The following is a 25027-nucleotide window of genomic DNA, read 5'->3' as shown; positions in this document are numbered from 1 at the left end:
AAGAAACCCAAATCTAAAAGACTGAGTTTCTTGCTTGTGCTCTATTTTGATATTCAGTTACATAGGGATGGCTCACACGCGCTATTTCCCTTCCTTCTAGTATGACAGGAATTTCGATATAAGTAGGTTCTGGTTTTATATATGGTTGCTTATCTGGGTTATCATTGTCAGGTCTGTATTGTATGACATTCGGATTGTCGGATAACACTTCTCTCCATCTAGAAAGATTACCAACATCGTGGATTGAAAGTCCTTCAAAGCGTTCCATTTGACGTCCGATTTCTCTTACCGCATCACGCATATTTTCAGGGATATGTGTAATCCAATCATTTTGCCAATCTCCATCGACAAAGATAGCATTAAAATACTTTGTTAATGGATCATCACCTTGAAAACTAAATATTTCTTCTGGTTTTATGGAACGAATACTATCAATAGCTCCTGTTACCGTATCTTGCAATGCATCTCGCACAACAGAATATTGACTTTTAATACCTATCGCAATTCCTTGTGCCATACGAACGCCAGAAAATCTCAACTTATTTGATTCACTATTTAATTTCAGTTCATTTACAAGAGCTGCGTTTGCTTTGGTACCCATTTCTCTACTTTCTTTTTCAGCCATGTGAGCTGATTTCTGAATACCAAGCGCAAATCCTTCACTAAAAGGCTTACCACCTTGATCACGTGTTAATTTTGATGGAGAGTTTACATTAAGTGTAGCTTTCAATGCATCAAATGCACCTCGTGCCAAACTAGCTGCTACATTTTGTACATTCCATTCGCCGTTAGATATACCTTTAGCAAACCCACTAGCAAAAGCTTCTCCAGGACTAAGAGAACTGACACTCCCTAATCCATCTTTACCACCTTGAGCAACACTTGTTCCGCTTGCAACAGCGGCTCCACGTTTTGCTCCCATATCACTTGCGAATTTATTACCAGCCTTATCACCACCGCCACCATCGGTTGCACTTCCTAACATGCCCTCTACACCTAATTTAACATTACTAGCTGCTCCGACCACATTTCCTTTATTCCCGTTAATTAGTCGTTGCATAAGAAGAGTAGAAGATGCGCCGCCATTTCCGTCTGTGGTTGATCCTAAAGTATTTTCTACACTTTGTTTAACACCTACGGCCGCTCCATTGACATTGCCTTTATTATTATTAATATTATTAAACATCATAGAAGTCGCGTTATTACCGCCATTATTATCAGTTGTACTTCCTAATTGCTGTTCAACGCCTAGTTTAATATTAAAAGCTTCACCTATAATACTTGGCTTATATTGAGCCATAATTCGATTCATTAATGTAGTAGAAGCTGCTCCACCATTTCCGTCTGTGGTTGATCCCAGTGTTTGTTCTACACCCTGCTTAACTTCCTCTGCGGCTTGAACAGGTTGACCTCCATTTTGACGAATTCCATCTGCGGTACTTTGCGGAATAGCTGCCCCTTGCTGAGTTGTATCAATGTTTGTTTTTTGTACAACCATTTGTCTTATAACTTCGAGAGCCTGATCTATATTAAACTTCCCATTGTGTAAGCCTTGAACAAGAGACGCAATTGTCACTTCTCCATTCGGCCCTAAGTTGTACTTAGTCTTATCTTCAATATTAACTCCCAATGTATTGAGAACGTCTTGTACATTAATAAACCCTGTTTCCATACCAGTTTTTAACGTAGCCATTATACGAGTGCCGTCTTGTGCTAAATCTGCTGCTGTTAATTTAGATAACTGTTGTTGAAAAAAAATAAACACAGCGTCAATACCTACTGTGCCCTCGTGTAATCCATTTACAAATTGTGTAGTTTTCATTTTTCCGAGTGGTCCTAAATCTATATCGAGATTCTTCTTTAAATCTAAGTTTAACTTAGATGCGACCTCCCCGATATTCATCTGTTTAAAACCATCGGTAAATGAAGTCATGACTTTAATACCTTCTGGTGTCAATGGTTTATTACCCATTTCTGACCGCATAGTGTTTATGATTGCAATCGCTACATCTTGGACTTTGTACTTACCAGATTTAATTCCATCAACGAATTCTTCTACTGCAACCCAACCTTGCTCCCCTAAATCAATCGTTTTACTTCCATCTTCAAATGTTTTTGCGATGTCATTTGCAACTTCAATAGATTTTTCACGAGTTGACTGGAAAAGATTATCATAAACAATATTAGAATTTGCAATTAATGACTCTCCATATGTTTTTACTTCATCAGCACTTTTCTTTCTCAGATCAGCTTCTTTTGAAGCTCTATCTTGAAGTCGCTTGAATAGATTCTCATTTGTGCTTTCAATTATTTCGGAATTCTTAACGTACTCTCCGAATCCTCGACCCTGAATTTTAATTTTTTCAGTTTCAGCCTTCGTAATACCTGTTGTTAAATCCATCTCAACACCTTTGGATTCTAACACTTTTTGCGCTTGTTGAAGTTGTTGCTCATACCCTTTTGTTATCAATACAGATTGCTCAGAGTATTTTTTGTTAATTTGAGCTATCGCAATTTCTTGCCCTTTAGTATCAGCTATTTTGCTTTTCGCAAACTCTATTTCTTTTTGTCTTGCTTTATCTAATTCATTTGTTAATTTCGTATACTCTGAACCTAGCTCTTTTACTTTACCTTGAATTGTCTCAACAGAAGTATTTTTGTTGAAATTATCCATTGCTTTACCTATTTTTTGAATCTCATCCACACTTTTTGAAGCTGCTTTTCCAACCTCTGCATCAATAGCTTTTAAAGCTGTAAGAAATACCGACTTATCGGCCGCAGTCATCTTATATATTTGTCCATTATATTGTGTAAGTAAGCTCTGAATTTTCTCATTTGCCTTAATAACTGCTTCTTCTTGTGCCTTAAATACTTCCATTTGATCGTTAACAATTTTATCTTTTGCCCTTAATACTGCGGAATCAGTTTCTCCAGCAAACCAACTATCTAAATGAGCTTGTAACTTGCCTCTATCTTTATTAATCGCTTGGATTGCCTCGTCTGCTAACTTACCAAATTCGTCATGTGCTCGTTGTACAGCCTCTTTAGCCTTATCACCTGTCATTGTTGGTATTTCATCTAATGTTTTAAAAGCCTGTTCTTTTAAATTCACATACCCTTCAAGAGCTTTTTTCGTACCTTCACTTACACCATCACCAAAGCGCCTACTGTCCTCCTCTGCTTTTTGTGCCTTTTTCCCAGCATCTACGAAAGCAAAACCTAATGCACCAAGTCCAATTACAACTCCACCAATTGTTGCGACAATTGGATTTGCTATAATTGCACCAATACCAAAAGAAAGGAACCCAAGTGCACTAACTACTCCCATAACTGCCGGGGCTAGTAATAATGCTGTCCCATATACTTTTTTAGAGCTATCATCTAATCCGTTGAACCAATCAGCGACACCCTTCACAGATTCTTTCAATTCAGGAATCGCTTGTTTAGCGATATCTAAAATCACCTTACCAAGTGGTTCTAGAGCAATTTGTAGTTCTCTTGTTACAGATTTCCATTGCTTAGCGCTTGTATCGTAACCATCAACCATTTTATTCATTGCGCCACTGTAGTTTCCAAGACCTGTTTCCATATTATTTAGTGATAACATAGTAGTAGCTTCAAGGTCTTCCCATTTCACGCCGAAAAGTGCAACGCCTAACTGATTCACTTTAATTTGATCATCCGTTGTTCGTAATTCATTTAAAACAGCATTAAAAACATCTTTGGAAGTCGCTTTTCCTTCTAGCATCGCTTTCCATACTTTTTGCGTTTCTTTACTCATTTGACCCATTGCTTCTGTTGTGGACTTACTACCATCTTTTACACGGATACCAAATTCTTTTACAACGTCATTCACATAATCCAAGTTATATGCGCCATTTTTCGAACCGTTAATGAGAATTGTGAACATTTCATCTGCACTAAATCCCATTTCATGGAACAAAGGACCATACTCACTTAAATTATCAAATAGCTCATTTGAGTAGTTTAAACCCTTTACAGAACCTTGTGCTAATAAATCAAATGCCTGTTGGCCAGATAAACCAAAGCGTCCCATTAATTGGGCTGCACCACGAGTTACCTCGTTTACATCTGATTCCATTGTTTCTGCTAAGATTTCACTATCACGAGTTACTTGTTTTAAAGTATCATCATCATTAATATCCTTAATATTGCGCTTTACTTTAACTAAAGAATCGCTGACACTAGCTAAATCTTCCCCATAGCCTTCGCGCCATACTTCTTTGGCTACAGCACTAACCTTTAAACTTTCTTCCCTTGTTAATCCTAAACCAGATTGTACCTTCTTGTTCGCTTCTTCAAATTGACTTGCATTTACGACTAAAGCTCCAACTCCAGCCGCCACGCCAACTGCTGCTGCGCCAAACCCTTGGCTCACTTTAGTACCAGTTTCTTGCATTGTGTTTCCAACTTCGTTCATACGCTCGCGTAATCTTCCAGAAACGTTACCTAATCGCTCTATTCTTTCTTCCGTATCACCTAGCTCATTACGATAACGATGTAAAGCTGCTGAAGCATTATTAAATGCTGTATCATTTCTAGAAACTTGAGCGGTTAATCTTTGTAAAGCTTGTGTGCCTTGTTTGTATTCTTGCTGTAATTGATTATATTGAGCTTGCAAATCTTTTGTTTCTTGAGCATTTTTCCCATATGCCTGAGTACTTTGCTGTATTTCTTGTTCCAATTGTTGCATAGATGTAGCCAATTGTTCACATTTTTGACGCATTTCTTGTTGTTTTTGTTGTGAAGTTCTCAAAGCTTGCTCATAATGCTTCATTTTTTGCGTTTGCGCTTCTATCTTTTGATTTAGATGGTTTGACTTATTTTGCAATTGATCCATCTCAGAACCAACGCCACGTAACTGCTCAGACGTGTTACGAAATTCAGCATCTATTCTTTTCAGACTTCTATTAATGCCCGCAATCCCATTTTCAAATTGATCTGTATCCAAACGGACACGACCACCAATTGTATTATCTCCTAGTGCCATTCAAATTCTCACCTACCTTTACAACCACATTGGTACTTTATCTGCTGTTGTCACTCGATTTACTTTTTGTTTTCTCGCTAAACAGGTAAAGTAAAACGCAATATCCATTTCATTGATTTGATTTTGTGTCATACCTGCATCCATCAATATGTTATAAATATCAATTACAGCGTCGCTATATTTGATTTTTCCTCCGTCGGTTTCATTTCTAGTTGTGCCATTAACTTTTTTTTCGCATCTTCTACCGTTTCCATTACCTTAATCGCATCATTTAAGCGTCCCATAATTGTTAAACAAACCGAATGAATAGTAAGACTTAAAAACCAGACATGAGTGCCATCCACAAATTCCTGTGCTGTAAATTGATTTCCGTACACACTGGCAACAAAATTAGCGGCTCTTTCAATTGTTTCTTTTGGTACTAAGTCCGCTTGTAATTCATCAGCTAATGTTGAAGCTTCAAAAGTAGCTGAACCTGGGATAAATTGTGGTAAATAAAAATCTTTTTTACCTTCTGTATTTTGTAATGTGATTTTCATAATCTGTTTCCTCCTTAATAAAAATAAGGATGGCATTTCGCCATCCCTTTTCTTAATTACTTCCCACTTGGTAGGGCTGTTTCTATTGGTGGAGCTGGTACTTCTTTAAACCACTTTGCTGCAACTGCTGCATCGTGTCCTTCTTCCTCTTCATCTAATCGATGTCTCCAATTACCGTCCGAACGTTGAATTGCCTTACCTTTAATTTTTGCGCTTTGGAATGTTGGTTTATCTTCTGCTGTTTTATGTTCATCACTTGGAAGCTCAAACTTCATTTTGTAATAACATACATATAGATTTTTTCCGTTGTCGTATGGTAAACGATATAGCAATGCTACATAAGGAGGAACATCACTTGTATTATCTACAACTTGACCTTTTACAACCTTTTTACCTAACAATTCGGCATAAACGGATAAAGGTAATGTATCAACTTCTAATTCAATTTCTGTTCCACCAAATGCACTAGCTGTTGCTGCTGGTCCACCTTCAGCATAAAAAGTTACTGATTCCGCTTTAGGTGACGCTTTACCACTAACTGTTTTACCGATTCGTTTTGGTGTAGAATAATTAAATTTACCATCTGATGTTTCAGTTAAAACTGCATAATGTAAATCTCTAAAATCTATTGTCATTGCCATATTTCATTTTCCTCCTTAATTAATAATTTCCGTTACAAAACGAAAACCATATCGATAAATTTTTGTATCCATTTCATAATCTGGATAAGTGCTTAAACGCTGAAAAGACAGCTTTTTCATAGCTGCCTGAACTGCACTTTTTAATTGCGTTTTGATTGGTGCCATTGACCATATATCAACCTGATATATAACGTTAGTGGTTTTTTCCTCATTCTCCGCATATAGCCCAGGAGAACTATTTAACTCTGAAAATGTAAGCCATATATCTGTTTTGTCATTTCCTTTGACAAATTGATATATAAATTCTCCACCTAACTCAGATTTAATAACTACATCTGTACGTAAAACATCAAATATTTCCTTATTAAAATTTCTCATCGGCCTGTCACTCTACGCATAAATTCTCTTTCCATAACTCTCAAGACCTCTTTTTCACTTTGAATTAAAGTCTTTTCTGCAAAACCTTTATGTGGAGGATTTGGATTTTTACTAGTCCCCCAGTTTTGAAACTTCATATAAAAGTGAGGAGAGCGATCCGCTTTATCCCATCCAACTTCAATGAAATAAGAACCACCTTTTTTTACAACCTTTCCTTCTTCAATAGCGTTCTTCGCGTGTTTACCATCCCACCACGGTTGTTTTAGTGTTGGTTTATTAGGTTCGGGGCCAACTGGAGAATTAAATTCCAACTTCTCTTTAAATACCCTTGCACCAGCTTTTAATGATTCTTTTGTAATTTTGGGGACATCCTGTCCTAAATTTTCTAATTCACGAATCCATTCTTCTATACCGAAGACCTCTAATTCTGCCAATTAGATCGCTCCTCACAGATTAAACACATATCTTTGTGTTTTTCATCAATATCGATCACTGATTTAATTTGAAAAAGCTTCCCTTTATATTTCACACGCATATCAGAATGAACACCTTTTCTGTACGGAATTGTAAAATTTATTAACTTAATAACAAATTCTGCATTTCCCTTAAAAACTTCAGAATTAAACCCTGAACCTACGGGAGTTTCAGCCTTCGCCCACGCTTTAGAAAAGACTTCCCATCCTGCTGGTAGCGCGTTTCCCTCATCGTCTTTCCTTTCCGTTTTATGTTCGATCATAATTCTTTTATCTCTTTTTCCTGGATTCATGCTGTTTCCTCGCTTAATTGAAGTTGCAATACCATACTCTTAATGGTATATCGTACTTTTTCATCTACTTGACCAGAAAAATCACGATTTTCATACCAATTTGTGATTAAAACTAATGCGATTTTTTGCGCTTGTTTTCGGTTATCCTCAGTAGCATTGTAATGCTTACCTACAGATCCTTTTACATATATCTCGGCATTATCAATTAAAAGTTCTAAGATATCATCCTCTTCTATATCCTCTTCTTCTAATCTCAGCCATTTTTTTGCCAACTTTAAATCTATTAACATGAAACCCCTCCTAAAAAAGAGGGGATATCCCCTCTTATGCTTGTGTTTGTTCTGCTAATGTAAGCTCTCCCACTACTAACGCTTTTTTATCAACTGATTTAACATCTAAGCGCTCTCTAACTTTCATACCAACTAAATCTTTCCCCCATAAATCTAATGCTTGCTCAGAGAATTCAATAAATAATGCTTCTCTATCAAAAATAGTTATTGCTTCTTTTAAATCACCAAAATACATTGGCACTTTCTTTGTTTTACCATCTGTTTTTAGCGTCTTATTACTTAATACAACAATTGGATACTTACCAAATAACAGTTTCTTCGTCGCCATCGTTGGATCTGGTTGTAAAATGTACTTACCATCTGAATCTTTCAGTTTATCTAAATAGTTAAAAGCATCTTGATTCATGATGGCAATTGCCGTTGTTTCAAACGCAGTATCCAATTTAACATTGAAAATGTCCTTTAAATCATCTACTTTACTAACCGGAACCTTTGTTGTACCAAAATTATCATTTATTGCTTTTAATATCAGAGCATTACGAGTTGCTTTTGATTTTTTTCCTGTCCATTTCCTAACATATCCTTGAATATTTTCTGCTGTATCTGCGAGTAATTCTTTAGAGAATTTTAAAATTCCACCTTTTTTCTTTACAGCAAATTGAATATCTTCAAATTTTGGTGATTCCATTTCTGGAAAGTCTGCCGCTTCATCAATATTATCGAAAGGAATGTAGTCCGCTTCTACTTCAATAACACGAGAACCAGTAAGAGTAGATACAGATTCTACATTTACATAATTCTCAAGTGCATCTGGAGCACTACGACGTAATTCCTTAATAGCTGTTCGAATATCCTTTGGTACTGTTAAACCACCATCGGATGGAACACCTTCTGTCATTGTAGTTGCATTTAATACTTCCTTTTCGTCATCTGTAAGTTTATGTTTCCCTACAGCCGCTTTCATTGCATTAACAAATGCATCAGCAGGTTTTACTGTATTATTTTGTGGTTGTGGAATAGGGTCTGTTGGAATATTGTTTTTTTCATCTTCATAAAGAGAAGATGCAATATCAAATTCCTTCTGCAAATCCTTAATTTCATTTGTAAGTTGCTCTGCTTCCTCAAGCTTTTTTTGAGCCAATAACTCTCTTGCTGCTGCCTTTTTGTTCTGAATCTTATTCAATAACTCTCTTAATTCTTTTGGCATCTTTCTTCCTCCTTAAAATTGAGCAATAAAAAAAGAGTTAGATTAAATCTATCTCTCTCATCAAATTATTAATTTTTTCTTCTTCACTTTTTTGCATCGGTTCTCTTCTTGGCTCTTTAAAAGCCTTTGGGGTATTCCTGTATTCCTTAAACAGATTACTTGTACATGCAACCGCAGTATTTTCTTCTGCCACTTCAACGTTAAAATATTCACTTGCTTTAAGACCGTTTAGCCACGTCTCATTTTGCACCATTTCTCTTATTACTTCGATGTCTACTCCTTCTTTTAGATTATCCTTATAAACATTGATGATCCCTTCCTCTATTGCATCTAGGTCATCGGCCATCTTTCTAAAATCATTAGCATTTCCATATATACCATTCCACGGTTTGTGAATCATTAAGTATGCATTAGAAGGAATGATCAACTTATCCCCAGCAAATGCAATTACAGAAGCGATTGAACCTCCAAGCCCATCAATATGAACCGTTTTATGCCCCTCGTGACGTTTAATCATATTATAAATAGCCATTCCTGCAAAAACTGAGCCTCCACCGCTATTTATATAGATGTTTAAGTCTTTCCCTTTTACACTATCAAGGATATTTCTTACATTCTCAGGATATTGGTCCTCATCATCCCAAGCACCCCACCAAGAAGAAACGATATCACCATAAAAATAAAGAGAAGCAGTATCTTCAGCTTGATTTTTAATCTGTAGCCAATCCACTTCCATCACCTCCTTTCTCAACCGATACTAATGGAACATAGTTTCCATTACACATTAATGAATCTCCGCCATCTTTACGCGGCAAATCTACAAATTCTCTTGCCTCATTTGGAGTATAAATAGCATTGTTTACACCCTTTGATAGGCCTTCCATCTGTATTGCGAAATCAGCACGTAAAATACCATTCACATTAAATTTAAAGCAATATCCATTTTGAAATTCATCACTAAGAAGAAGCTTATAACTCATTTCTTCCTCGTAATTTTTCAAAATATATAAAAGGGTATCTACGTAAAAAGAACGCTGTTGCGTTTCAACATTTGCATAGTTACCCTTGTCATAATTATTTACTTGTGCAGGTTTAATACCAAATGCCCCAGCAACCTGTAGTGCTGTATATTTGTTAATCTCTAAGAATTGAGCATCTGCCATGTTCACATTTAATGGAGTGAGTTGAAAACCTAATGGTAGCGGAACAATTCTTCCTGCATTTTTCAAACCATTACTAAATTCTTCAATTTTTGCTGCCATTTTCTTTGCTTTGTCATGATCCAAATCACCAGTATACTGGACAACTGCCTTTCCCATTAAACCATTTGAAAAATAGTTATTGAGATATAAAGCTCCACTTTGTATGTTCTCAATTGATACCTTCAATATGTCTTTTACTGCTAAACCAGATATACCATCTAAAGATAATGAAGTTTTAAAATGCATAACCTGATCATATCGAAACCTATATTGTTTACCAGATTTATTATCTCCCCATATATACCAAATCGCATTTTCCCTTTGGAATATACCTGCATTATCAATCCAAATCTGTACGTGTTCGCTAGGAAGAATCCACAAATCTTTTACTTTATCACTCTCCGTATTAACATAGACATACGCATTCCCATAATGATTTTTATTTGCTTCTACTGTAGACCAAAATGTACTTGAAGTCATATATGGATTAGGCCGCATTTTTAAAAGTGTATACAAATTGTGATCTGTTGCTTTTTCAAGACCGTTATTTGTATCTCTATATAATTTTAAAGGTAACTTCCCAATACTTTCAGATAAAAGCCTTAAACAGGTAAAATATGTGATTTCACTTAATTTATTTTTATTTACACTACCTATATCAATACCTAACATCTTTAAAAACTCGTCCGAATCAAGTGATACTGAGTTTTGAACCTTCTTAGGTTTAAATTTATTGAGCCATTCCCACATTCACTCACCTCCTTTACCAACCAAGTTTATCTAGATTTTCATCCGTAACATATTGGCTTAATTTCAACCCTACTTCACCCTTCATTGCCATCTTATATGCATCAATAACCGCATCAATTGGATCAATTCTTTTCTCTTTTAAGTGTTTATCGATCTTGATTTCACCGAAACTATTGGATACTGTCTTTGCATTGGCTATACTCCATGTTAACAATTTATTTTTACGATTATATTGAATGTTTTTAGCCTCAACCTCTAGTCTAAAATCGACTGTAGCATCATTTAAATTCTTTGCTGATTGGACAATCATGATGCTGTTATATCCAAGCTCTTCAAGATCACTCAAAAAGGCGTCTGCATTATGGGGATCGTATGCTATTATATTTACAATTAACTCGTACTCTTCTACAATTCTTTTTATATAAGCGATTATATATTTATAATCTGTTTTAATACCCCCTAATGTCTCTGTAACAGTTAATAACCCATCTCTAATCCAGATGTCATAAGGAGCTTTATCAGTCTCTATATGTTCTGTTACCCGATTTTTAGGAATAAAACTATGAGAATGTACGAAATAATTTTTCACTTCTTCTTTTAAATATGGGAATACTGCCCCTAAACTCGTTAAATCACCACCGCTAGATAAATCCAGACCTAAATAACACTCTTTCCCTCTAAAATCCTCTAAATCTAAATCTGAAGCACATTTTTTCCAATGTTCCATGTTCATATATTGATTGTCTGTGAATTGTACCCAAATATTTAAGTGCTTTGTAAGGAAATTGCGAAGTTCACTTCCGCCCCTACGTTTTGCTGCACTTGCCATAGTTAAAAGTGTTTCTATTCCTTCTTCATCTCTTGCTACTAAAGGATTAGCTTTTATCCAATTACTTGAATCCCAAATATCATCATCTTTATCTAATTGAGCAATATATACAAACTGTTTATCGTCTTCATATACACCTTCAAGAAGTCTACAACAATCTTCATACAACTCGTAGCAAGGACTGTTTAAATCAAATCCTGCTGTTGTGATAACTGATATTAAGCATTCTTTTAATTTGGTTGTTCCACCCTCCAATAATTTATACATTTGATTTGTAGGGTGTTTATGGTATTCATCCACAATGCCAAGGTAAGCGCGAAATCCATCTATACTCTCCGTATCTCTTCCCAGAGCACGGACAACTCCATTTGTTACAAGTGCTTCAATGGTATTTTTATATTCTTTCACCTTGAAACACTCACTTAAATCTTCATCTGTTTCAATGAACTTAATCATTTCTTTGAGAACTATGTTTGCTTGATCCTGTTTTGTAGCTGTACAGTATACTTGCGCATAATTATAGCCATCAAAATTGCTATAATATGTTCCTAATACACCATTCATCATAGATTTACCATTTTGTCTGCCCACTTGAACATAACTACTTCTAAATCTACGATAACCCGTTTCTTTATGGACCCAACCATGTAATGATCCAAAAATAAATGCTTGGAATGATGCTAAAATAAGTGGTTCTACTTCTTCTCCTTCACCTATCATTAAAGTTTCAGCATACTCAAGTAACCTATCTGCCTTTTCCTCATCAAAATAATAGACGAACGGCGCTAATTTACTTTTTTCTAAATCATCTAAGTGCCTTTGGCAAGCTAACTTAACATACTTCCCTGCAATTTCTCGACCTTCTAATACATCAAGAGCATATTGTGTGACCCTATTCATATGACAACCTACATAAACTTACTATATTTATTTTTGGGCTTATCATCGGTTCCCTTTGGGACTACTAATCTGCATCTTGATGTAATTGTTAAACCTAAATCACTGGAAGCTTGTCTACATTGTTTAAACAGTTTGTCTTGATTTATAAGTAAGTCTGAATAAACACCATTAGATACCGTGTATGTTTTCTCAGATATGATGTTACCTTCTGGATCTTTTTTTACATCCACTACTTCTTCTAACGGACTTAGCTCAAGTATCGCATTTGTAATTTCTACATACATTTTCCTTGCTATTAAAAATCTTGCTAAAGCATCAATATCAAGATTGGACATAATTTCAATCCTGATTAATTCATCAGATATTTTTTTAAAGTCTCTTCTTAAATCTTTTGGCAAATAAGAAGGCGCCCTAATTTTATCACTAGGCGCCTTGACTTCTTTTGATTTTCGATTTTCGATTTCCGCTTTTGTTAAATGTTTTTTTCCCTTCAGTACAACTAAATCAACAGGTTCTCTCGGCCTAGCCATCCACCTTCCTCCTTTCTGAATTTGCACCTATTCTATACATATTATTTGCTTTTTTGTAAACACTAAATTTAATTACATTTTATTAGGAGGAAATTATATGTCTGAACTAATTACATCTCTAAAAGATGAACTAGAAAACCCAAAAACATTTCTAAACGGTTCTTGTGATAATCGAACGAACCAATTCATCCCTATTTATGCAACACCTAATTATAAAAATGATAATTTCCACAATTCTCTTTATGGTCTACCTCCAGGGAAAAAAACAAGAAGTGACATTGACTTTGACGGTATTTACATTCCCGAAGGATTTAAAGCGAAATTAACTGGCGGTCGCATTTTTGAAGGACCTATTGCAATTAAATACAATGATTTAAAGCACGTCATAGTTACAAATTATGAAAATTTAACTTGGACGATCCCTAATGCTCCTAATGCCATATTTCCTGCTAGTGCCTCTTCATGTGATGGAGGAAGTGGTCATCTTTGTTGGCCTATTCCTAAAAATTTTGATGCGTTCGAAGCATATGGACCCAAAAACGTACCTACAGAATAAACAATTCTACAGAATAAAGGATATGTTTAATCTAATATCCTTTATTCTGTAAATTTACCTATTTCCAAAAATTAATTTAGGGAGTTTTCACGAAAAAAAAGACCACCCGGCGACTCGTCGCCCTCCTTAAAAAGTTTTTGATATCCCCCTACCCTATTAAACCTCTTAACTTCTTCTGTATATTGAACTTTTCCGTTCTAACGTCATACAGCTTATGAACTTTCTGATGGCATTTCTCGCACAACGAAATCAAGTTACTTCTTACCAAAGATAATCGATCATTCTCTTCTAAAGGAATAATATGATGTACTGTGTTCATTGGTTTAACCTTGTTCTCACTCCAACACAGTTGACACAACCCATTGTCTCTATCCTTTATCCTTGCTCTAGTTACTCGCCAAAGCTTTGAGTTGTAGAACTTCTGGTTGTCCGTATCCGTTCGCTTCGCCTTGTAATCTCTGTGTCTCTGCTTCCGTCTTTCTTCAGCAATAACAGCACACGCTTCACACATACCTTGTTCTATGAGTACTGTCTTGCCACACCGACATAACTTTAAAAGCATACTTATTCACCTCATAATTAAAATACTTCTCCACTAATACTTAATGTTAAGATGTATAAATTATCTTGAGTGGTCCATAATAATCTAGAAATTAGAAAGAAAAGAGGTTTTAATAATGTTACCTAATAATAAATTAAGAGCTTATGCTCCTGGATGGAATGAAGATCGGACTCAAGGTTTAAGGTTCAACATTCTTACTGTATTAGAAGCTGGCTTTGTATTTACAGAACCATTTAGAAGAGATGATAATCGCTGGGCAACCCAAGAAATGCAACTTGAAAATATTCCAGCTGGTACTGTGTATGCTTATGTCTGCCTAGGGAATTATTCCATGGAATTTGGTGATGATACAGAAACCTTTGATAGACCATTCACTCATTCGGGAATTATATTTAACCTTGAATTTGAAACTAATACCACTATTAAACTAAAGGTATCAGCTGGAATTAGTGATATAAATGCCGACGACCAATGGAAGGGTTTAATTACCGGAACTGTAGTATGTCTTGGAATTGATGAGCCGTTTAACCCTTAAAAGCAGTATCATGTATACCAATTTTATTCAGGAGGAATGCAATCATTTATGTTTCTCCTGAATAAAATAAAAGCACCCAAATGGATGCTTTGCTATAGTTTTCTTATTTATCTTTCAATTGCAGTAAATGAAGTTTTATTCTTCTCTCAGCTAACAACCACGACAGGCACTCTTGGCAAACTTATCAGGTTTCCCTCAGCTCATCTACCTAGGATATTGTTGGCTCAAAGAAGAGCAAAAGCTCTCCTTAATAACGGTATCATTCAATCGTTACCATCTGCTGGCTTCGGATTTTATGTGCCGTCATTACGAACCGTTTAGAAATTTAAGAACAACATAGTGAGTTGTGTTTTCCGCCACTTCTCACAATACAAATATATCACGTTAATTCCAAAACAACCGGCACATTTCCTGCCAAAAAGCGGTCACGACTCTGCCACTTATTTTATTAATCATTAAAACCTTTTAATTCCCCTGAACCTTTTAATTCAACAGAATCATTCTTTACCCTTTTAACCATTACATTACCTGATAACTCATTCATGTACTCAGCAGAAAAAGTAATATTCAAATGTTCTTTATTTCTAATTGCCTGAACAAAAGTATCAATTTGTTCTACTTCATCAACTTCTAAGCTCCAGCTTACAGAGCCTACTTTATGTACATATAGATAAGCTCTATCAAATCGAATCTTTTCCTCTAGTCCTTTTACAAATAAGCCGTTAACAATATACGTCTTCATGTCATCACCTCCTTATTATTTAATTCTAACAAATCACACTCTTGGATTAATAGTGCGACTTACCCATATGTTCTATTGTGTGTAACTAGGCCAAACACTACAGCCCTAGATATTCATAGCTTCATAACACTTTCCTTTTTGAGTTACACAACACAATAAAAATGAATAACTGTATATTTTAGTACAGACAATACAGTCGATTAATTTTTTTCAAAAAAATAACTACCTACTAAAATATTAGATAGGTAGTTACTAGAATTAATTTAAAATGAGATTACTTCGTCCCTAAAATATTATTAACTTATTATTTAGCTACAGACTAATCCATTTCTTCAAAACATGAATGGCAAGTAGAACCGTCATACATATTATCAAAAGGAACTTTCGTCCCACAATGTGTGCAAACCGCTCCGGTCGAATCATCAGCAATACAATTCTCACATATAGGTTCTCCTCTATGGTTGGAGTAGCTGCCAATTTCTCTTGCGCATTCAACACATATATCATCATCAGTATATGATAACGTTTCATAAAATAACCCATTTATTATTTCAAGTTCATCGTATAAATTTGAACTGTCCCAATAATCTAGATGCGATTCTATATTTCGGGTTACTTGAACATCAAATTTGCCATCAAGCTTATGATACTTGCCTGGTGATAAAATTATATCCTTAGAATCATCATCCCTTCCCCAATACTCTCTAGAAATGGCTTCAGCTGTTACATTAATATTTAAAAGATATTCAGCTGTTCCATTATAGTAACCTTGAAATTCTGCAGACTGTACTTCTATCTCAAATGAATCTTCAACGTATTCAAAATCACTACCATCATAACCTGATAAAGAAGATGTATCGACGTAATCTTCTCCAGCATTAATCATAATGTCTGATATGTCAGAACCAATCATCGCTTCCTCTAAATCGTTAAAATAATTTTCAAGATCATAACCAATTATCCACTCAACTGTAGATGGAACATCTTCATTGAAGGTACTTGCTAATTCGTTGAAAAATTCGGTCGAAGTAACTCCTACCATACTCATTCGAGTTATCTGTTCAAACTCGCTTATAAGCTCTTTCCTAAAACCAATTCGTCTTTTATTCTCAAGCTCGTACCAGTCTTCTTTTACGTCATCCGTAACAAAAATTAAATTCTTATTATTTTCTTGACAGAATTTTAAAGTTTCTTTCCAGATAATAAAATCCCCATATGCTTGCACACCAGATTTTTTCTCACCGTCTTTATAACCTGGTGGCATTTTACGTTTATAACGTTTTTCTCCATCAGCACATAATTGATAGATTTCTTCGGCTGAAAGTTCACATAATAAATTATTGGCACTGATTATATTTTCAATTAATCCGGAGATAATATCGTTGTCCAAAAAAATATGGTTAATTGCTTCAAAATTTTCATGTTCCTCAGTGTATGCGTTCAATTTTTCTGTCAAACTCTCAATATCTTCTTGTACATCTTGTTGCAGTTCACAAATCATCGGAAATTTGAAAGAATTTAAAATTTCAAATTGCCGATTCAATTTATCTCTAAATTGATTAACAGGATTTATTAAATTTGCAGTTGCATTCTGAAACTTGTTTCTTTGTCTATTCAACGAAGTCTGATGATTCTTTTCAAACTCACGTTTTACAGTCCTAGGAAGTACAAGTTTACTTTGAATACGATTACATAACTTTATAAAAAACTCAGTAGCGTCAGGTGAATATTCATAAAGATTCAAATAAATATTCGTATCGAAAACAACACAAAAATCTTCTAATTCCATGATACTCGAAATAGTCACTTCTTGATTCTCTACCGTCAAGATAATCCCCCTCATTTCACATTATCGAATTTTTATATTCGAATAACTTTTTATATTATTATACAGCAAATTAAATAATATAGCATCTAACTCACATTCTAAATCGTTTTTTCAAACATAATATCATTTAATAGATTTCAAAAAAAGAGCAAAATTATATTTTGAATTTCCCCATAGCCTTATCCATTACATCTTGGTTTACACCTATATACCTTAATGTTACCCGTTCGCTTGAATGATTGAATATTTCCATTAGCAAGGCGATATTCTTTGTCTGTATGTACATATGATATCCAAATGTCTTACGTAATGTATGTGTCCCAATCTCTTCTAAACCAAACTTTGCTGCTGTGGTACTAAGTATTTTATATGCCATGCTTCTTCCTATTGGTCGATTCTTTCCTTGCCTGCTCTTAATTAGATACTCATAGTCTTCCATATCTTCAATGTACCATTTTATCTCTCTTCTTAATGCTACAGTAATCTGAATACGTTTCTGCTTACCTGTCTTCATTTCACGCATTGAAATGTGACTTCCCTTTAAATCTCCAACCTTTAGTTTCAGAATATCACTTATACGTAGTCCTGTATTAATTCCCATTACAAACAAGATATAATTGCGGACATTCTTTTCTTTTAGATATTCTTTAATTTGCTGTATTTGCTCTGGATCACGTATCGGTTGAACGAAATTCATTATTTATTACCTCCCGTTTCTTCTGTCTCGTAAACTTCTAATCCAAGTGCAAAAGCAAGCTTATAAAACGCTTTAGACTTCCAACGTCGATAAGTACGCTCTGACATCCCTATTTCGTTATAAACCATGTAATCACATACGTCCTCTTCTTCTAAATAACGTTTATAAATAATATCTCTTTGTATACTTCCTGCACGTCCGTTTCCTAATCGATTTAGAAACTGATCAATACGTACTGACATTCTTTCAAGCCACTCTTCTCGTTTACTTTGTTGAATATTTGCTATAGCAACATCTTCTAGTGGCTTGCCAACTGTATGTGTAGGACAGTGCTCACGTATTTCATAAGAAGGAGTGACTTTCATTTCTTTACGCATCATCCCAAATTGTCTATGTATACGTACGCTTTCCAACACACCTTCTAATTCCTCTTGTGTCGCTGTTCTATCGATTTTTGGTAAGAAAGATAATTGTTTAGTCATGTAAGACCACTCCTTTTTATTTTTAGATTACTTTTGTCTTATTGCTCCACGTCTTCGTTCATAACAAGGTCTATGTATGCCCATTAAATCTTCAATATCACGAGTACTTAATTTCTCTTTTCGTTTTTTCTTAGTTTTCTTCTTCGCTTGATTCGATTGCTTTTTCCATTCACGTAGCTGATCCTTTAACACCTTCATTTCCCCATCTCCCTTTTCAAAATAAAAAGGACACCTATTCCTAAAACAGTTTTAATTACTGTTTTAGGAATTGGTGTCCTCTAGTTTTCTAGCCGGACTATATTCTGTTTGCTTTAAAAGGATTATTTTTTTAAAACACTTACTTTTCCGTTCCGTTTAAAGCATCAAAAAATCTCTGCCTATATCCTTCAATCCTTTTTTCCAATTGAGTATAATCATCTAATGAACCTCGATCGTGAATAACGATACTTTCCGAGTCTTCCCACTCTTTTAGTAATTCTTCAAATATTTTCAAAAGATTATCCTTTTTCATATACAACCCTCCCATTTTATTTTAAAATTCTAAAGAAAAGGGGTGCTAATAATGACACAATCAGAATCGCAATTTATGTTACATGATGCAAAAAAACTCTTAGAAGAAATTGAATACTCTTACAAAAATTATCTCAATGAAGAATCTATTCCTAGAGAACTCCGAAACAAAATTAGGTACTTCTTAAATAACATTGAATCAGCGCTAGATTATCAAGCTTTTGATATTTTTTCTCGATACTGCGCTAAAAATGTGAAACCCGAAAAGTTAGAACAACATAAAAAACGAGTGAATTTCCCTTTGTATAGTGGAAAAGATTGGTTTAATAAGAAAATAGATGACACGTATCCTGGCTTACGAACAGAATGCCCACATATTATTTCTGCATTCGAGAAATGTCAACCATTTCCTTCCGGATCAAGTTGGTTGTCTCGGTTTAATTTGCTTGTTAATAACAACAAACATAGAAATCTTACAAAACAAGAGCGTAAGCAAACTACTCACATTGGTTATATGGAAGATATATTTGGTAATAAAATTATTAATTGTACTTTCGAAGGTATTGGTCAACCAATTGTCTATGGTAATACGCCTGTTAATTTTTCTAATGATAAGCCGCATCCATATGTTAAACATTTAAATGCTACTACATATGTTGATTTTGTATTCAAAGACATCGACAAATCGGTATTGCCTACATTAGAAGAAATTCATACAGGCGCTAGTTCTGTTATTAATGAGCTAGAACAAAACATTTAAGGAGCTGAAAAAGCTCCTTTTCTAATAAAAAGCTAATTTGACATAACCTAACAAAAATATTAGTATGTTTACGAAAACTAATTTGATTTTAACTGCCGTTTGTTCAACTCAATCACCCCTGTCCGGTCTACAATCGTGGCTGATGAGAAAAGGATGGTTTGCCGGCATCTTCTATGGCGGTCTAATCTCCTACTCCATTTCTGGTTTATTCGCTTACTTAGTAAGCAACAATCTAGTATCGGAGGTAACGCTCATGTGGTATAACTTAGCTGTAATATTCCTAGGTGCCTTGGCACTTCCTCAGGGGTCCAAATTGGTTGGGGCAGCTAAAAATAGCAAGTGTTACAAGGCTTAATGTAGGAATGCATCACCAAATACATTAACTAAAACAGTGTATTTAATGATGCATTCCTGCACCTAGGATATTGCTACTAAAATAACGCTTTGGTTTATTTAAAACTAATTAACTATTATTTGAAAAATCAGAAACAATTATCTGATGTTTTTTCTTAATACTCGTGATATTATTTTGTTGCTGGTGTTCACCATCCCAAGAACTCAACAACTGTATCCAAAACCTGTACTCTGTATATAATGAGAGTACAGGTTTTATTTATAGGTTTATCCCTCAATCATTTCTGTATATTTGTATAAAATTCAAATTTTGTCTTACTTTACATCTACACGCGCTTGACTTGCTTCTCGACTAAAACCATCCGGATATCTTTTAGCTAATTTTGCGATATTCATTTGAGCAATATCTTCTAAGGTATATCCCATTTCGTGAGACATGATCGAAATGTAGTACAAGATATCTCCCAGCTCTAAAGCAATTTTATACGTATTTCCTTCTTCTTCTCCTGGACAATGAGCTGGATCAAATCCATGTCCATGAAAAATAGCTTTTTTTACAATATCAGCAACCTCACCAGATTCTCCCGAAAGCCCTAATGCTGCATTTAAAACACGTCCACCAAAATCCTGATTTGTATTCCATGTACGTAATGCCGCTTCTTGATATTGATCTAATTCACAAATTTGATTGTTGCTCATAAAGACTTGTCCTTCCTTTGATTTACTGATTAATTTAGTTACTTCCATAACGCTGTTTTTCATTACTTTCATTTTGATTTCCCCTTCCTATTTAGCAAATCCCTAATCCTATTGGACGATTTTCAATTAAATACTTATCAGCTTGATCTATTACAAGAAGTGCAACTTCCGCTTGGTGTCTCCTTAACGCTTTTGCCATCTTTGGTAAGCTCATCCCTTGACTCCACATTTCACGGAAACGAACTACATCTCTTTCATCCCAAATAAAGTTAGCCTCTTCTAAAGCGATGTATACCTTTAAGCGTGATTCCTTCATCGCTTCATGATTTCTTGCTACACTCATAAGCGAACCTACTTTCTAAAAATGATTATTTTATCTTTTCAGTAAACTTAGTATCCACACGATCAACCTTACCGTTTACCCAAACCGCAACTTGCTCACCGAATCCGCTCATTGGTGGATTTACTGCTGTTACATTTCCGTCCTTCACTATTAAAAGTTTGTTGCTACTAACATCAATTTCTATTTTTTTCATATGTCCCTCTCCTTTGTCACTACCGCATGTACTCGACAACATCAGGTTTGAATCCACTTCCTAAATAAACCCTTACCGGAATTATTTCTTTTTTATCCCTTGCTGCCTTACACAATTCTTCAGCTGTATCCCAATTGAAAAACTTATCTACAGCTCTTTGAAATCTCCATATTGCCATTACATATTGTTCAAAGATGTCATAGCGATCATCTTGTTTAGTTGTGCGTGGTAACTCATCCGTACACTTTGCATTCTTTGGAACTTGGACGCGTACATCAGCGTATGTATTACGTCCAGCTCCTTTCTTAACATTGGCCTTCATTACATCAAACTCATAAATTGCTGGCTCTACATCGAAAATATTTAGTTGTTTAGGCATTTACATTCCCACTCTTCTCAATAACGCCTAGCAACTCACTTGCACCTTCCTTGCTTAAAAACATCCGACCATCTAGCAACTCTATGTTTGATTCAGAAACTTCACCCGTTACAAAGCACGACTTATCCTGTTTTCTTAAAACGATGTTTTCTCCTTCAACATGAAAGCCTAATGCTGTACCTTCAGCAATCCCTAAAGTTCTGCGTAACTCTATTGGAATTACCACACGCCCTAGCTCGTCCACTTTTCTTGCAACACCTGTGTTTTTCATTCCTTTCTCCCCCTTGTTAACTAACTTTTTGTTGTTGATTCCGTTGCAACTCTTGTTTCATTGATTCAAATTTGATTAACCATGCTTGCCAACGCTTATCGTTTTCTTCTTGTTGTTGCTTTGCTACTTCACAGTTACACCCTTCCGTTAGACCTACACCTGGATAAATTTCTTTACGAATAATTCCTGTATTACGGCATAATACACACATCGTTATTCCTCCTTATTAGAAACCTAAATTTGCAAGCCTTTGATCAGCTGTTGTAAATTTCAAAACCCTTGAATCACCTAATAAACGACTAACTGTTTTAGCATCGTATTTATTAAAGAGTTGTTTTCCAGTAAAATTTGTTGTGGTAAATGTACTCATTCCCTGTCTAGCATTTGATACCGCATATAACAGGCGTTGTATGAAATCAGATGCCTGTCTATTTGAATCCGTTGAACCACTTTCAGCCCCAAGATCATCTAATACTACAAAATCAGCTTGTCCAATTAATTGAACAAAATATTGAAGTGTATATTTACTGCTCTTATCATCAAAAGAATCCATAATCATTCTTGTTATTGCTTCTAATTCAACGTACAAGCAACTTTTCATAAGATGATAATTTTCTTCTTTTTGACTGATATCCCAAAAATATTGATTTAATTCATGAAGCAAGCTGTATGCTAGGAAACTTTTTGCCGTCCCTTGATTTCCTGTAAATACAACTTTTCTAATTTCTCCGTTCTTTAAATCTTCCAAGGTTTCTTCTACAACTTTCTTGTGGCTAATCGTTTCATCACATCCGGTTCTGTAATCAGATAATCTTGAAAGAGGAATTTTCTTGTTTGTAATAACACTAGCCTTTTCCAGCATGTTGAATTTCTGCAAACGGCTAATCTTCTTATAATGAGCGTTTGCTTGTTCTTCCAAAACCTTATTGTTTTGCTCAACAACACATCTTGGACAAACAGGCTTACCTTTATAAATAATCATTTGAACTGGCTTAATGATTGTTTGTCCACCTATGTCATAAGAGTGATTCATGCATTGATCAGAATGGTAATTCACCTTCGATTCCAGGGATTCTGCCAGTTTTTTCATTGGCGTTGCCATTTCTATTCGCTCCTTTTTTACCTTTGTTTTTAAACTCTATTTCTGCTGCATTAACATCAGCTAAAGTACGAATGTTTTTATTAACCCACTGTTTCAAAATGCCCTCAGCATAATTCCATTTCTTCTGCTGTTTCAAAGCACGCTCCATAGCTGCTTGTACAAGTTCTTCGCTTGTATCGTTTACCCATTGCGAAATACTTTCGGCTATGAATGAATTTAAAATACCGAAATTATTTTCGTAGAAAGAGAATATATTACTACTACTTACATTCTCTGTAGTATTCTTTGTAGTAATCTCTGTATTTGTCTTTACTTTAAAGTCAGGAGCTTCATTACTTTCATGTGAAGAGGTACCTGATTTTGAAGTGACTACCCTCTTTACTTCAAAGTCAACAGGGTCTTCTTCGACTTGTTGATACATACTTGATATGTTTTTTATTTCACTTACTTTAGGCTCAACGAACATTACATTATTTAAAGTGATTTCATTTACAATGATTGTTCTAAATTCGATTACGATTAAGTTCATATCCACTAATAAGTCACAAGCTCGTTTAACTTGTAGCTTTGAAAACCCAAATGTTTCTGCTAATTGCTGATAACTCTTTTGTAACTTATCTGATTTGAATTTTTTCTTATAAGTAACCTTGCCAGTATATTCATCTCGAATAACTGTAGGACGATACCAATAGACAATTTCGCTCAATACCATAATTGCTACAATGTGAGGTTTACCATTACTAAAAGTGATGTAATTAAACCATTCATGATCCACTACATTACCTTTGAAATTTAATCCACCAATTTCAGTTACTACGTTTGCCATAAATATTTACCTCCTAATGCAAACTGCCACATATGCTTGTCCACTTTTGATTATTCGTTGAATTTCATAATGCGGATAACCAACTTTGAAATACTGTTCAATCATTCGCTTTAATTCATCTTTACTTTTTGCTAAGTCCCAGAACTTTTTAGGTAATAGCACTTGATATTCAATTGAATGCATGTACTATTTCCCTACTTTCCGTGATATACTTATAACAAGTGTTTTTTCTTAAAGGACCCACTGCCATGGGTCTTTTTATTTTGTTTTACGTCACTCCAAGCCCATCGTTTTATTGGTTCGTAAGTAATGTAAAGTAACAAGGCGCCACACGCGATAAACATTGCGAATATAACTAACGATGTTGTATCTTCCACTAGATCACCTCCTTTTGTGTTTCAAGCCAAGCTTCTAAATCCTTTTGTAGGAAAAGTAGTTTGCGCCCATCTCTAATCACCGGAAACTGTGGATGGTTTGCTAATTCATACACTCGACAAACAGCTATGTTTAGATACGCTGCCGCTTCTTTCACTCTCATTACTTTATTTGGTTGTGCTTGTTGTTGAAATGAAGCTAATGCTGCTTGAATCTCCTCTCGAACAACTTCACGGATTGATTCTTTAATAATTTGATCTAATCCCATTTTTTTGCTCCTTCCCAAATTGTATTAATGATAGCTAATCATACTAACCTTGGTCGCCATGCATTTATGTATGATATCGTCTCATTCGACCATCGCTCTCTCTGTTGTCGAATTGACAACATTTTGCTCAAAAAAAAGCTCATCTATCGATACTCCAAGCGCATTCGCCAAAGTGGGTATCTTTTCAGCATCCAATCTTCTTTTGCCATTTTCTATGAAAGAAATCGCTGAAGCATGTCTGAAATCAAGCTCCTTGGCTAGTTTTTCTTGTGTTATATTTTTTTGTTTGCGAATATCTCGAACTCTATTTCCGAATGTCATATCCGCCTCACCTCCCATTGTTGTCGTTATGACAACTTATTGATTTCATTATATGTTGTCATTTCGTAAATGTAAACCCCTTTTTGTCATTTCGTAAAAAATATTTTTACAGATAGTGAAATGTTGTCAAAAAGTATATATACTGTAATTAGAGAATAATACTTTGCAATGCTAAACATTA

At 35.0% G+C, this 25027-nt stretch carries 34 protein-coding genes; 3 read left to right on the top strand and 31 right to left on the bottom strand.

Features of this window, described 5'->3' with window-relative positions; all coding sequences use genetic code 11:
• Positions 1–13: 13 nt before the first annotated feature.
• The 12 genes from ACS2FK_RS25345 to ACS2FK_RS25290 form a co-directional block, all read right to left on the bottom strand.
• Complete coding sequence (locus ACS2FK_RS25345) at positions 14–5011, bottom strand: phage tail tape measure protein (RefSeq protein ID WP_063547248.1); 4998 nt, start codon at positions 5009–5011, stop codon at positions 14–16.
• Positions 5012–5175: 164 nt separating this feature from the next.
• Positions 5176–5550: a phage tail assembly chaperone G gene (gene gpG, locus ACS2FK_RS25340; RefSeq protein WP_015382157.1), complete on the bottom strand. Its 375-nt coding sequence runs from the start codon at positions 5548–5550 to the stop codon at positions 5176–5178.
• Between the two features lie 56 nt (positions 5551–5606).
• The gene (locus tag ACS2FK_RS25335) at positions 5607–6191 is read right to left on the bottom strand and encodes a major tail protein (RefSeq protein ID WP_063547247.1); all 585 of its coding nucleotides are present in this window, start codon (positions 6189–6191) and stop codon (positions 5607–5609) included.
• Positions 6192–6206: 15 nt separating this feature from the next.
• The gene (gp17, locus tag ACS2FK_RS25330) at positions 6207–6569 is read right to left on the bottom strand and encodes a tail completion protein gp17 (RefSeq protein WP_063547246.1); all 363 of its coding nucleotides are present in this window, start codon (positions 6567–6569) and stop codon (positions 6207–6209) included.
• The gene (locus ACS2FK_RS25325) at positions 6566–7003 is read right to left on the bottom strand and encodes an HK97-gp10 family putative phage morphogenesis protein (RefSeq protein ID WP_063547245.1); all 438 of its coding nucleotides are present in this window, start codon (positions 7001–7003) and stop codon (positions 6566–6568) included. Before ACS2FK_RS25325 ends, gp17 begins: the two co-directional genes overlap by 4 nt.
• Positions 6991–7335 carry a phage head closure protein gene (locus tag ACS2FK_RS25320; RefSeq protein ID WP_001068032.1) on the bottom strand — a complete coding sequence of 115 codons (345 nt, stop codon included), beginning with the start codon at positions 7333–7335 and terminating at the stop codon, positions 6991–6993. Before ACS2FK_RS25320 ends, ACS2FK_RS25325 begins: the two co-directional genes overlap by 13 nt.
• Entirely contained in the window at positions 7332–7625 is a 294-nt protein-coding gene (locus ACS2FK_RS25315; RefSeq protein WP_063547244.1) for a head-tail connector protein, read from the bottom strand. Before ACS2FK_RS25315 ends, ACS2FK_RS25320 begins: the two co-directional genes overlap by 4 nt.
• 34 nt (positions 7626–7659) lie before the next feature.
• Positions 7660–8832 carry a phage major capsid protein gene (locus ACS2FK_RS25310; protein ID WP_063547243.1) on the bottom strand — a complete coding sequence of 391 codons (1173 nt, stop codon included), beginning with the start codon at positions 8830–8832 and terminating at the stop codon, positions 7660–7662.
• 37 nt (positions 8833–8869) lie between these two features.
• A complete protein-coding gene (locus ACS2FK_RS25305) occupies positions 8870–9568 on the bottom strand; it encodes a head maturation protease, ClpP-related (protein WP_002134054.1) in 699 nt (232 codons plus the stop codon).
• The gene (locus ACS2FK_RS25300) at positions 9543–10784 is read right to left on the bottom strand and encodes a phage portal protein (protein ID WP_063547242.1); all 1242 of its coding nucleotides are present in this window, start codon (positions 10782–10784) and stop codon (positions 9543–9545) included. Before ACS2FK_RS25300 ends, ACS2FK_RS25305 begins: the two co-directional genes overlap by 26 nt.
• A gap of 13 nt (positions 10785–10797) precedes the next feature.
• Positions 10798–12513 carry a terminase large subunit gene (locus tag ACS2FK_RS25295; RefSeq protein WP_063547241.1) on the bottom strand — a complete coding sequence of 572 codons (1716 nt, stop codon included), beginning with the start codon at positions 12511–12513 and terminating at the stop codon, positions 10798–10800.
• An 8-nt stretch (positions 12514–12521) separates the two neighbouring features.
• Entirely contained in the window at positions 12522–13043 is a 522-nt protein-coding gene (locus ACS2FK_RS25290) for a phage terminase small subunit P27 family (protein WP_063547240.1), read from the bottom strand.
• Positions 13044–13140: 97 nt separating this feature from the next.
• Between ACS2FK_RS25290 and ACS2FK_RS25285 the strand changes: the two genes are divergently transcribed.
• The gene (locus tag ACS2FK_RS25285) at positions 13141–13599 is read left to right on the top strand and encodes a hypothetical protein (protein ID WP_063547239.1); all 459 of its coding nucleotides are present in this window, start codon (positions 13141–13143) and stop codon (positions 13597–13599) included.
• A 148-nt stretch (positions 13600–13747) separates the two neighbouring features.
• Here the strand turns inward: ACS2FK_RS25285 and ACS2FK_RS25280 are convergent, their stop codons facing one another.
• Complete coding sequence (locus ACS2FK_RS25280) at positions 13748–14110, bottom strand: HNH endonuclease (protein WP_268865620.1); 363 nt, start codon at positions 14108–14110, stop codon at positions 13748–13750.
• A 166-nt stretch (positions 14111–14276) separates the two neighbouring features.
• On the opposite strand from ACS2FK_RS25280, the gene ACS2FK_RS25275 reads away from it, so the two are divergent.
• A complete protein-coding gene (locus ACS2FK_RS25275; protein WP_063547237.1) occupies positions 14277–14696 on the top strand; it encodes a hypothetical protein in 420 nt (139 codons plus the stop codon).
• Positions 14697–15144: 448 nt separating this feature from the next.
• On the opposite strand, the gene ACS2FK_RS25270 is transcribed toward ACS2FK_RS25275, so the two are convergent.
• The 6 genes from ACS2FK_RS25270 to ACS2FK_RS25245 all read right to left on the bottom strand — a co-directional run bounded on the left by ACS2FK_RS25270 (position 15145) and on the right by ACS2FK_RS25245 (position 18956).
• Positions 15145–15438: a hypothetical protein gene (locus tag ACS2FK_RS25270; RefSeq protein WP_063547235.1), complete on the bottom strand. Its 294-nt coding sequence runs from the start codon at positions 15436–15438 to the stop codon at positions 15145–15147.
• 319 nt (positions 15439–15757) lie between these two features.
• Positions 15758–17266 (bottom strand): PIN domain-containing protein, encoded by a 1509-nt coding sequence (locus tag ACS2FK_RS25265; RefSeq protein ID WP_063547234.1) that lies wholly within the window; start codon positions 17264–17266, stop codon positions 15758–15760.
• 154 nt (positions 17267–17420) lie between these two features.
• Complete coding sequence (locus ACS2FK_RS25260) at positions 17421–17963, bottom strand: site-specific integrase (RefSeq protein ID WP_063547233.1); 543 nt, start codon at positions 17961–17963, stop codon at positions 17421–17423.
• The gene (locus ACS2FK_RS25255) at positions 17963–18445 is read right to left on the bottom strand and encodes an ArpU family phage packaging/lysis transcriptional regulator (RefSeq protein WP_063547232.1); all 483 of its coding nucleotides are present in this window, start codon (positions 18443–18445) and stop codon (positions 17963–17965) included. Before ACS2FK_RS25255 ends, ACS2FK_RS25260 begins: the two co-directional genes overlap by 1 nt.
• Positions 18446–18472: 27 nt before the next feature.
• The gene (locus ACS2FK_RS25250) at positions 18473–18643 is read right to left on the bottom strand and encodes a hypothetical protein (protein ID WP_080469791.1); all 171 of its coding nucleotides are present in this window, start codon (positions 18641–18643) and stop codon (positions 18473–18475) included.
• A 139-nt stretch (positions 18644–18782) separates the two neighbouring features.
• On the bottom strand, positions 18783–18956 hold the full coding sequence (locus ACS2FK_RS25245; RefSeq protein WP_154816431.1) for a hypothetical protein: 174 nt from the start codon (positions 18954–18956) through the stop codon (positions 18783–18785).
• Between the two features lie 51 nt (positions 18957–19007).
• Here ACS2FK_RS25245 and ACS2FK_RS25240 point away from each other — a divergent pair, with 51 nt between their 5' ends.
• Positions 19008–19715 (top strand): hypothetical protein, encoded by a 708-nt coding sequence (locus tag ACS2FK_RS25240; RefSeq protein ID WP_063547231.1) that lies wholly within the window; start codon positions 19008–19010, stop codon positions 19713–19715.
• Positions 19716–20384: 669 nt separating this feature from the next.
• Here ACS2FK_RS25240 and ACS2FK_RS25235 read toward each other — a convergent pair.
• From ACS2FK_RS25235 to ACS2FK_RS25180, 12 genes are all read right to left on the bottom strand, one after another.
• A complete protein-coding gene (locus tag ACS2FK_RS25235; RefSeq protein ID WP_063547230.1) occupies positions 20385–20840 on the bottom strand; it encodes a nucleoside triphosphate pyrophosphohydrolase family protein in 456 nt (151 codons plus the stop codon).
• A 19-nt stretch (positions 20841–20859) separates the two neighbouring features.
• Positions 20860–21111: a hypothetical protein gene (locus ACS2FK_RS25230; RefSeq protein WP_000109496.1), complete on the bottom strand. Its 252-nt coding sequence runs from the start codon at positions 21109–21111 to the stop codon at positions 20860–20862.
• Positions 21112–21136: 25 nt separating this feature from the next.
• Entirely contained in the window at positions 21137–21304 is a 168-nt protein-coding gene (locus tag ACS2FK_RS25225) for a DUF3954 domain-containing protein (RefSeq protein WP_000717826.1), read from the bottom strand.
• Between the two features lie 19 nt (positions 21305–21323).
• Positions 21324–21683 carry a hypothetical protein gene (locus tag ACS2FK_RS25220; protein WP_063547229.1) on the bottom strand — a complete coding sequence of 120 codons (360 nt, stop codon included), beginning with the start codon at positions 21681–21683 and terminating at the stop codon, positions 21324–21326.
• Entirely contained in the window at positions 21676–21954 is a 279-nt protein-coding gene (locus tag ACS2FK_RS25215; RefSeq protein ID WP_063547228.1) for an AbrB/MazE/SpoVT family DNA-binding domain-containing protein, read from the bottom strand. The genes ACS2FK_RS25220 and ACS2FK_RS25215 overlap by 8 nt, the downstream gene beginning before the upstream one ends.
• 16 nt (positions 21955–21970) lie before the next feature.
• Positions 21971–22165 carry a hypothetical protein gene (locus ACS2FK_RS25210; RefSeq protein ID WP_063547227.1) on the bottom strand — a complete coding sequence of 65 codons (195 nt, stop codon included), beginning with the start codon at positions 22163–22165 and terminating at the stop codon, positions 21971–21973.
• A 15-nt stretch (positions 22166–22180) separates the two neighbouring features.
• Positions 22181–23056 carry an ATP-binding protein gene (locus tag ACS2FK_RS25205; protein ID WP_080469790.1) on the bottom strand — a complete coding sequence of 292 codons (876 nt, stop codon included), beginning with the start codon at positions 23054–23056 and terminating at the stop codon, positions 22181–22183.
• Positions 22995–23882 (bottom strand): DnaD domain-containing protein, encoded by an 888-nt coding sequence (locus ACS2FK_RS25200; protein WP_063547226.1) that lies wholly within the window; start codon positions 23880–23882, stop codon positions 22995–22997. Before ACS2FK_RS25200 ends, ACS2FK_RS25205 begins: the two co-directional genes overlap by 62 nt.
• 6 nt (positions 23883–23888) lie before the next feature.
• Complete coding sequence (locus ACS2FK_RS25195; protein ID WP_080469789.1) at positions 23889–24065, bottom strand: hypothetical protein; 177 nt, start codon at positions 24063–24065, stop codon at positions 23889–23891.
• A gap of 29 nt (positions 24066–24094) precedes the next feature.
• Entirely contained in the window at positions 24095–24259 is a 165-nt protein-coding gene (locus ACS2FK_RS25190; protein ID WP_033693158.1) for a hypothetical protein, read from the bottom strand.
• The gene (locus ACS2FK_RS25185) at positions 24259–24525 is read right to left on the bottom strand and encodes a helix-turn-helix domain-containing protein (protein ID WP_059303819.1); all 267 of its coding nucleotides are present in this window, start codon (positions 24523–24525) and stop codon (positions 24259–24261) included. The genes ACS2FK_RS25190 and ACS2FK_RS25185 overlap by 1 nt, the downstream gene beginning before the upstream one ends.
• Before the next feature lie 81 nt (positions 24526–24606).
• A complete protein-coding gene (locus ACS2FK_RS25180; protein ID WP_063547225.1) occupies positions 24607–24846 on the bottom strand; it encodes a helix-turn-helix domain-containing protein in 240 nt (79 codons plus the stop codon).
• Positions 24847–25027: the final 181 nt, after the last annotated feature.

This window comes from Bacillus cereus group sp. BceL220 (genome assembly GCF_051776965.1).
Classification (GTDB): domain Bacteria; phylum Bacillota; class Bacilli; order Bacillales; family Bacillaceae_G; genus Bacillus_A; species Bacillus_A cereus.
This window is presented reverse-complemented; position numbering and strand designations above follow the sequence as displayed.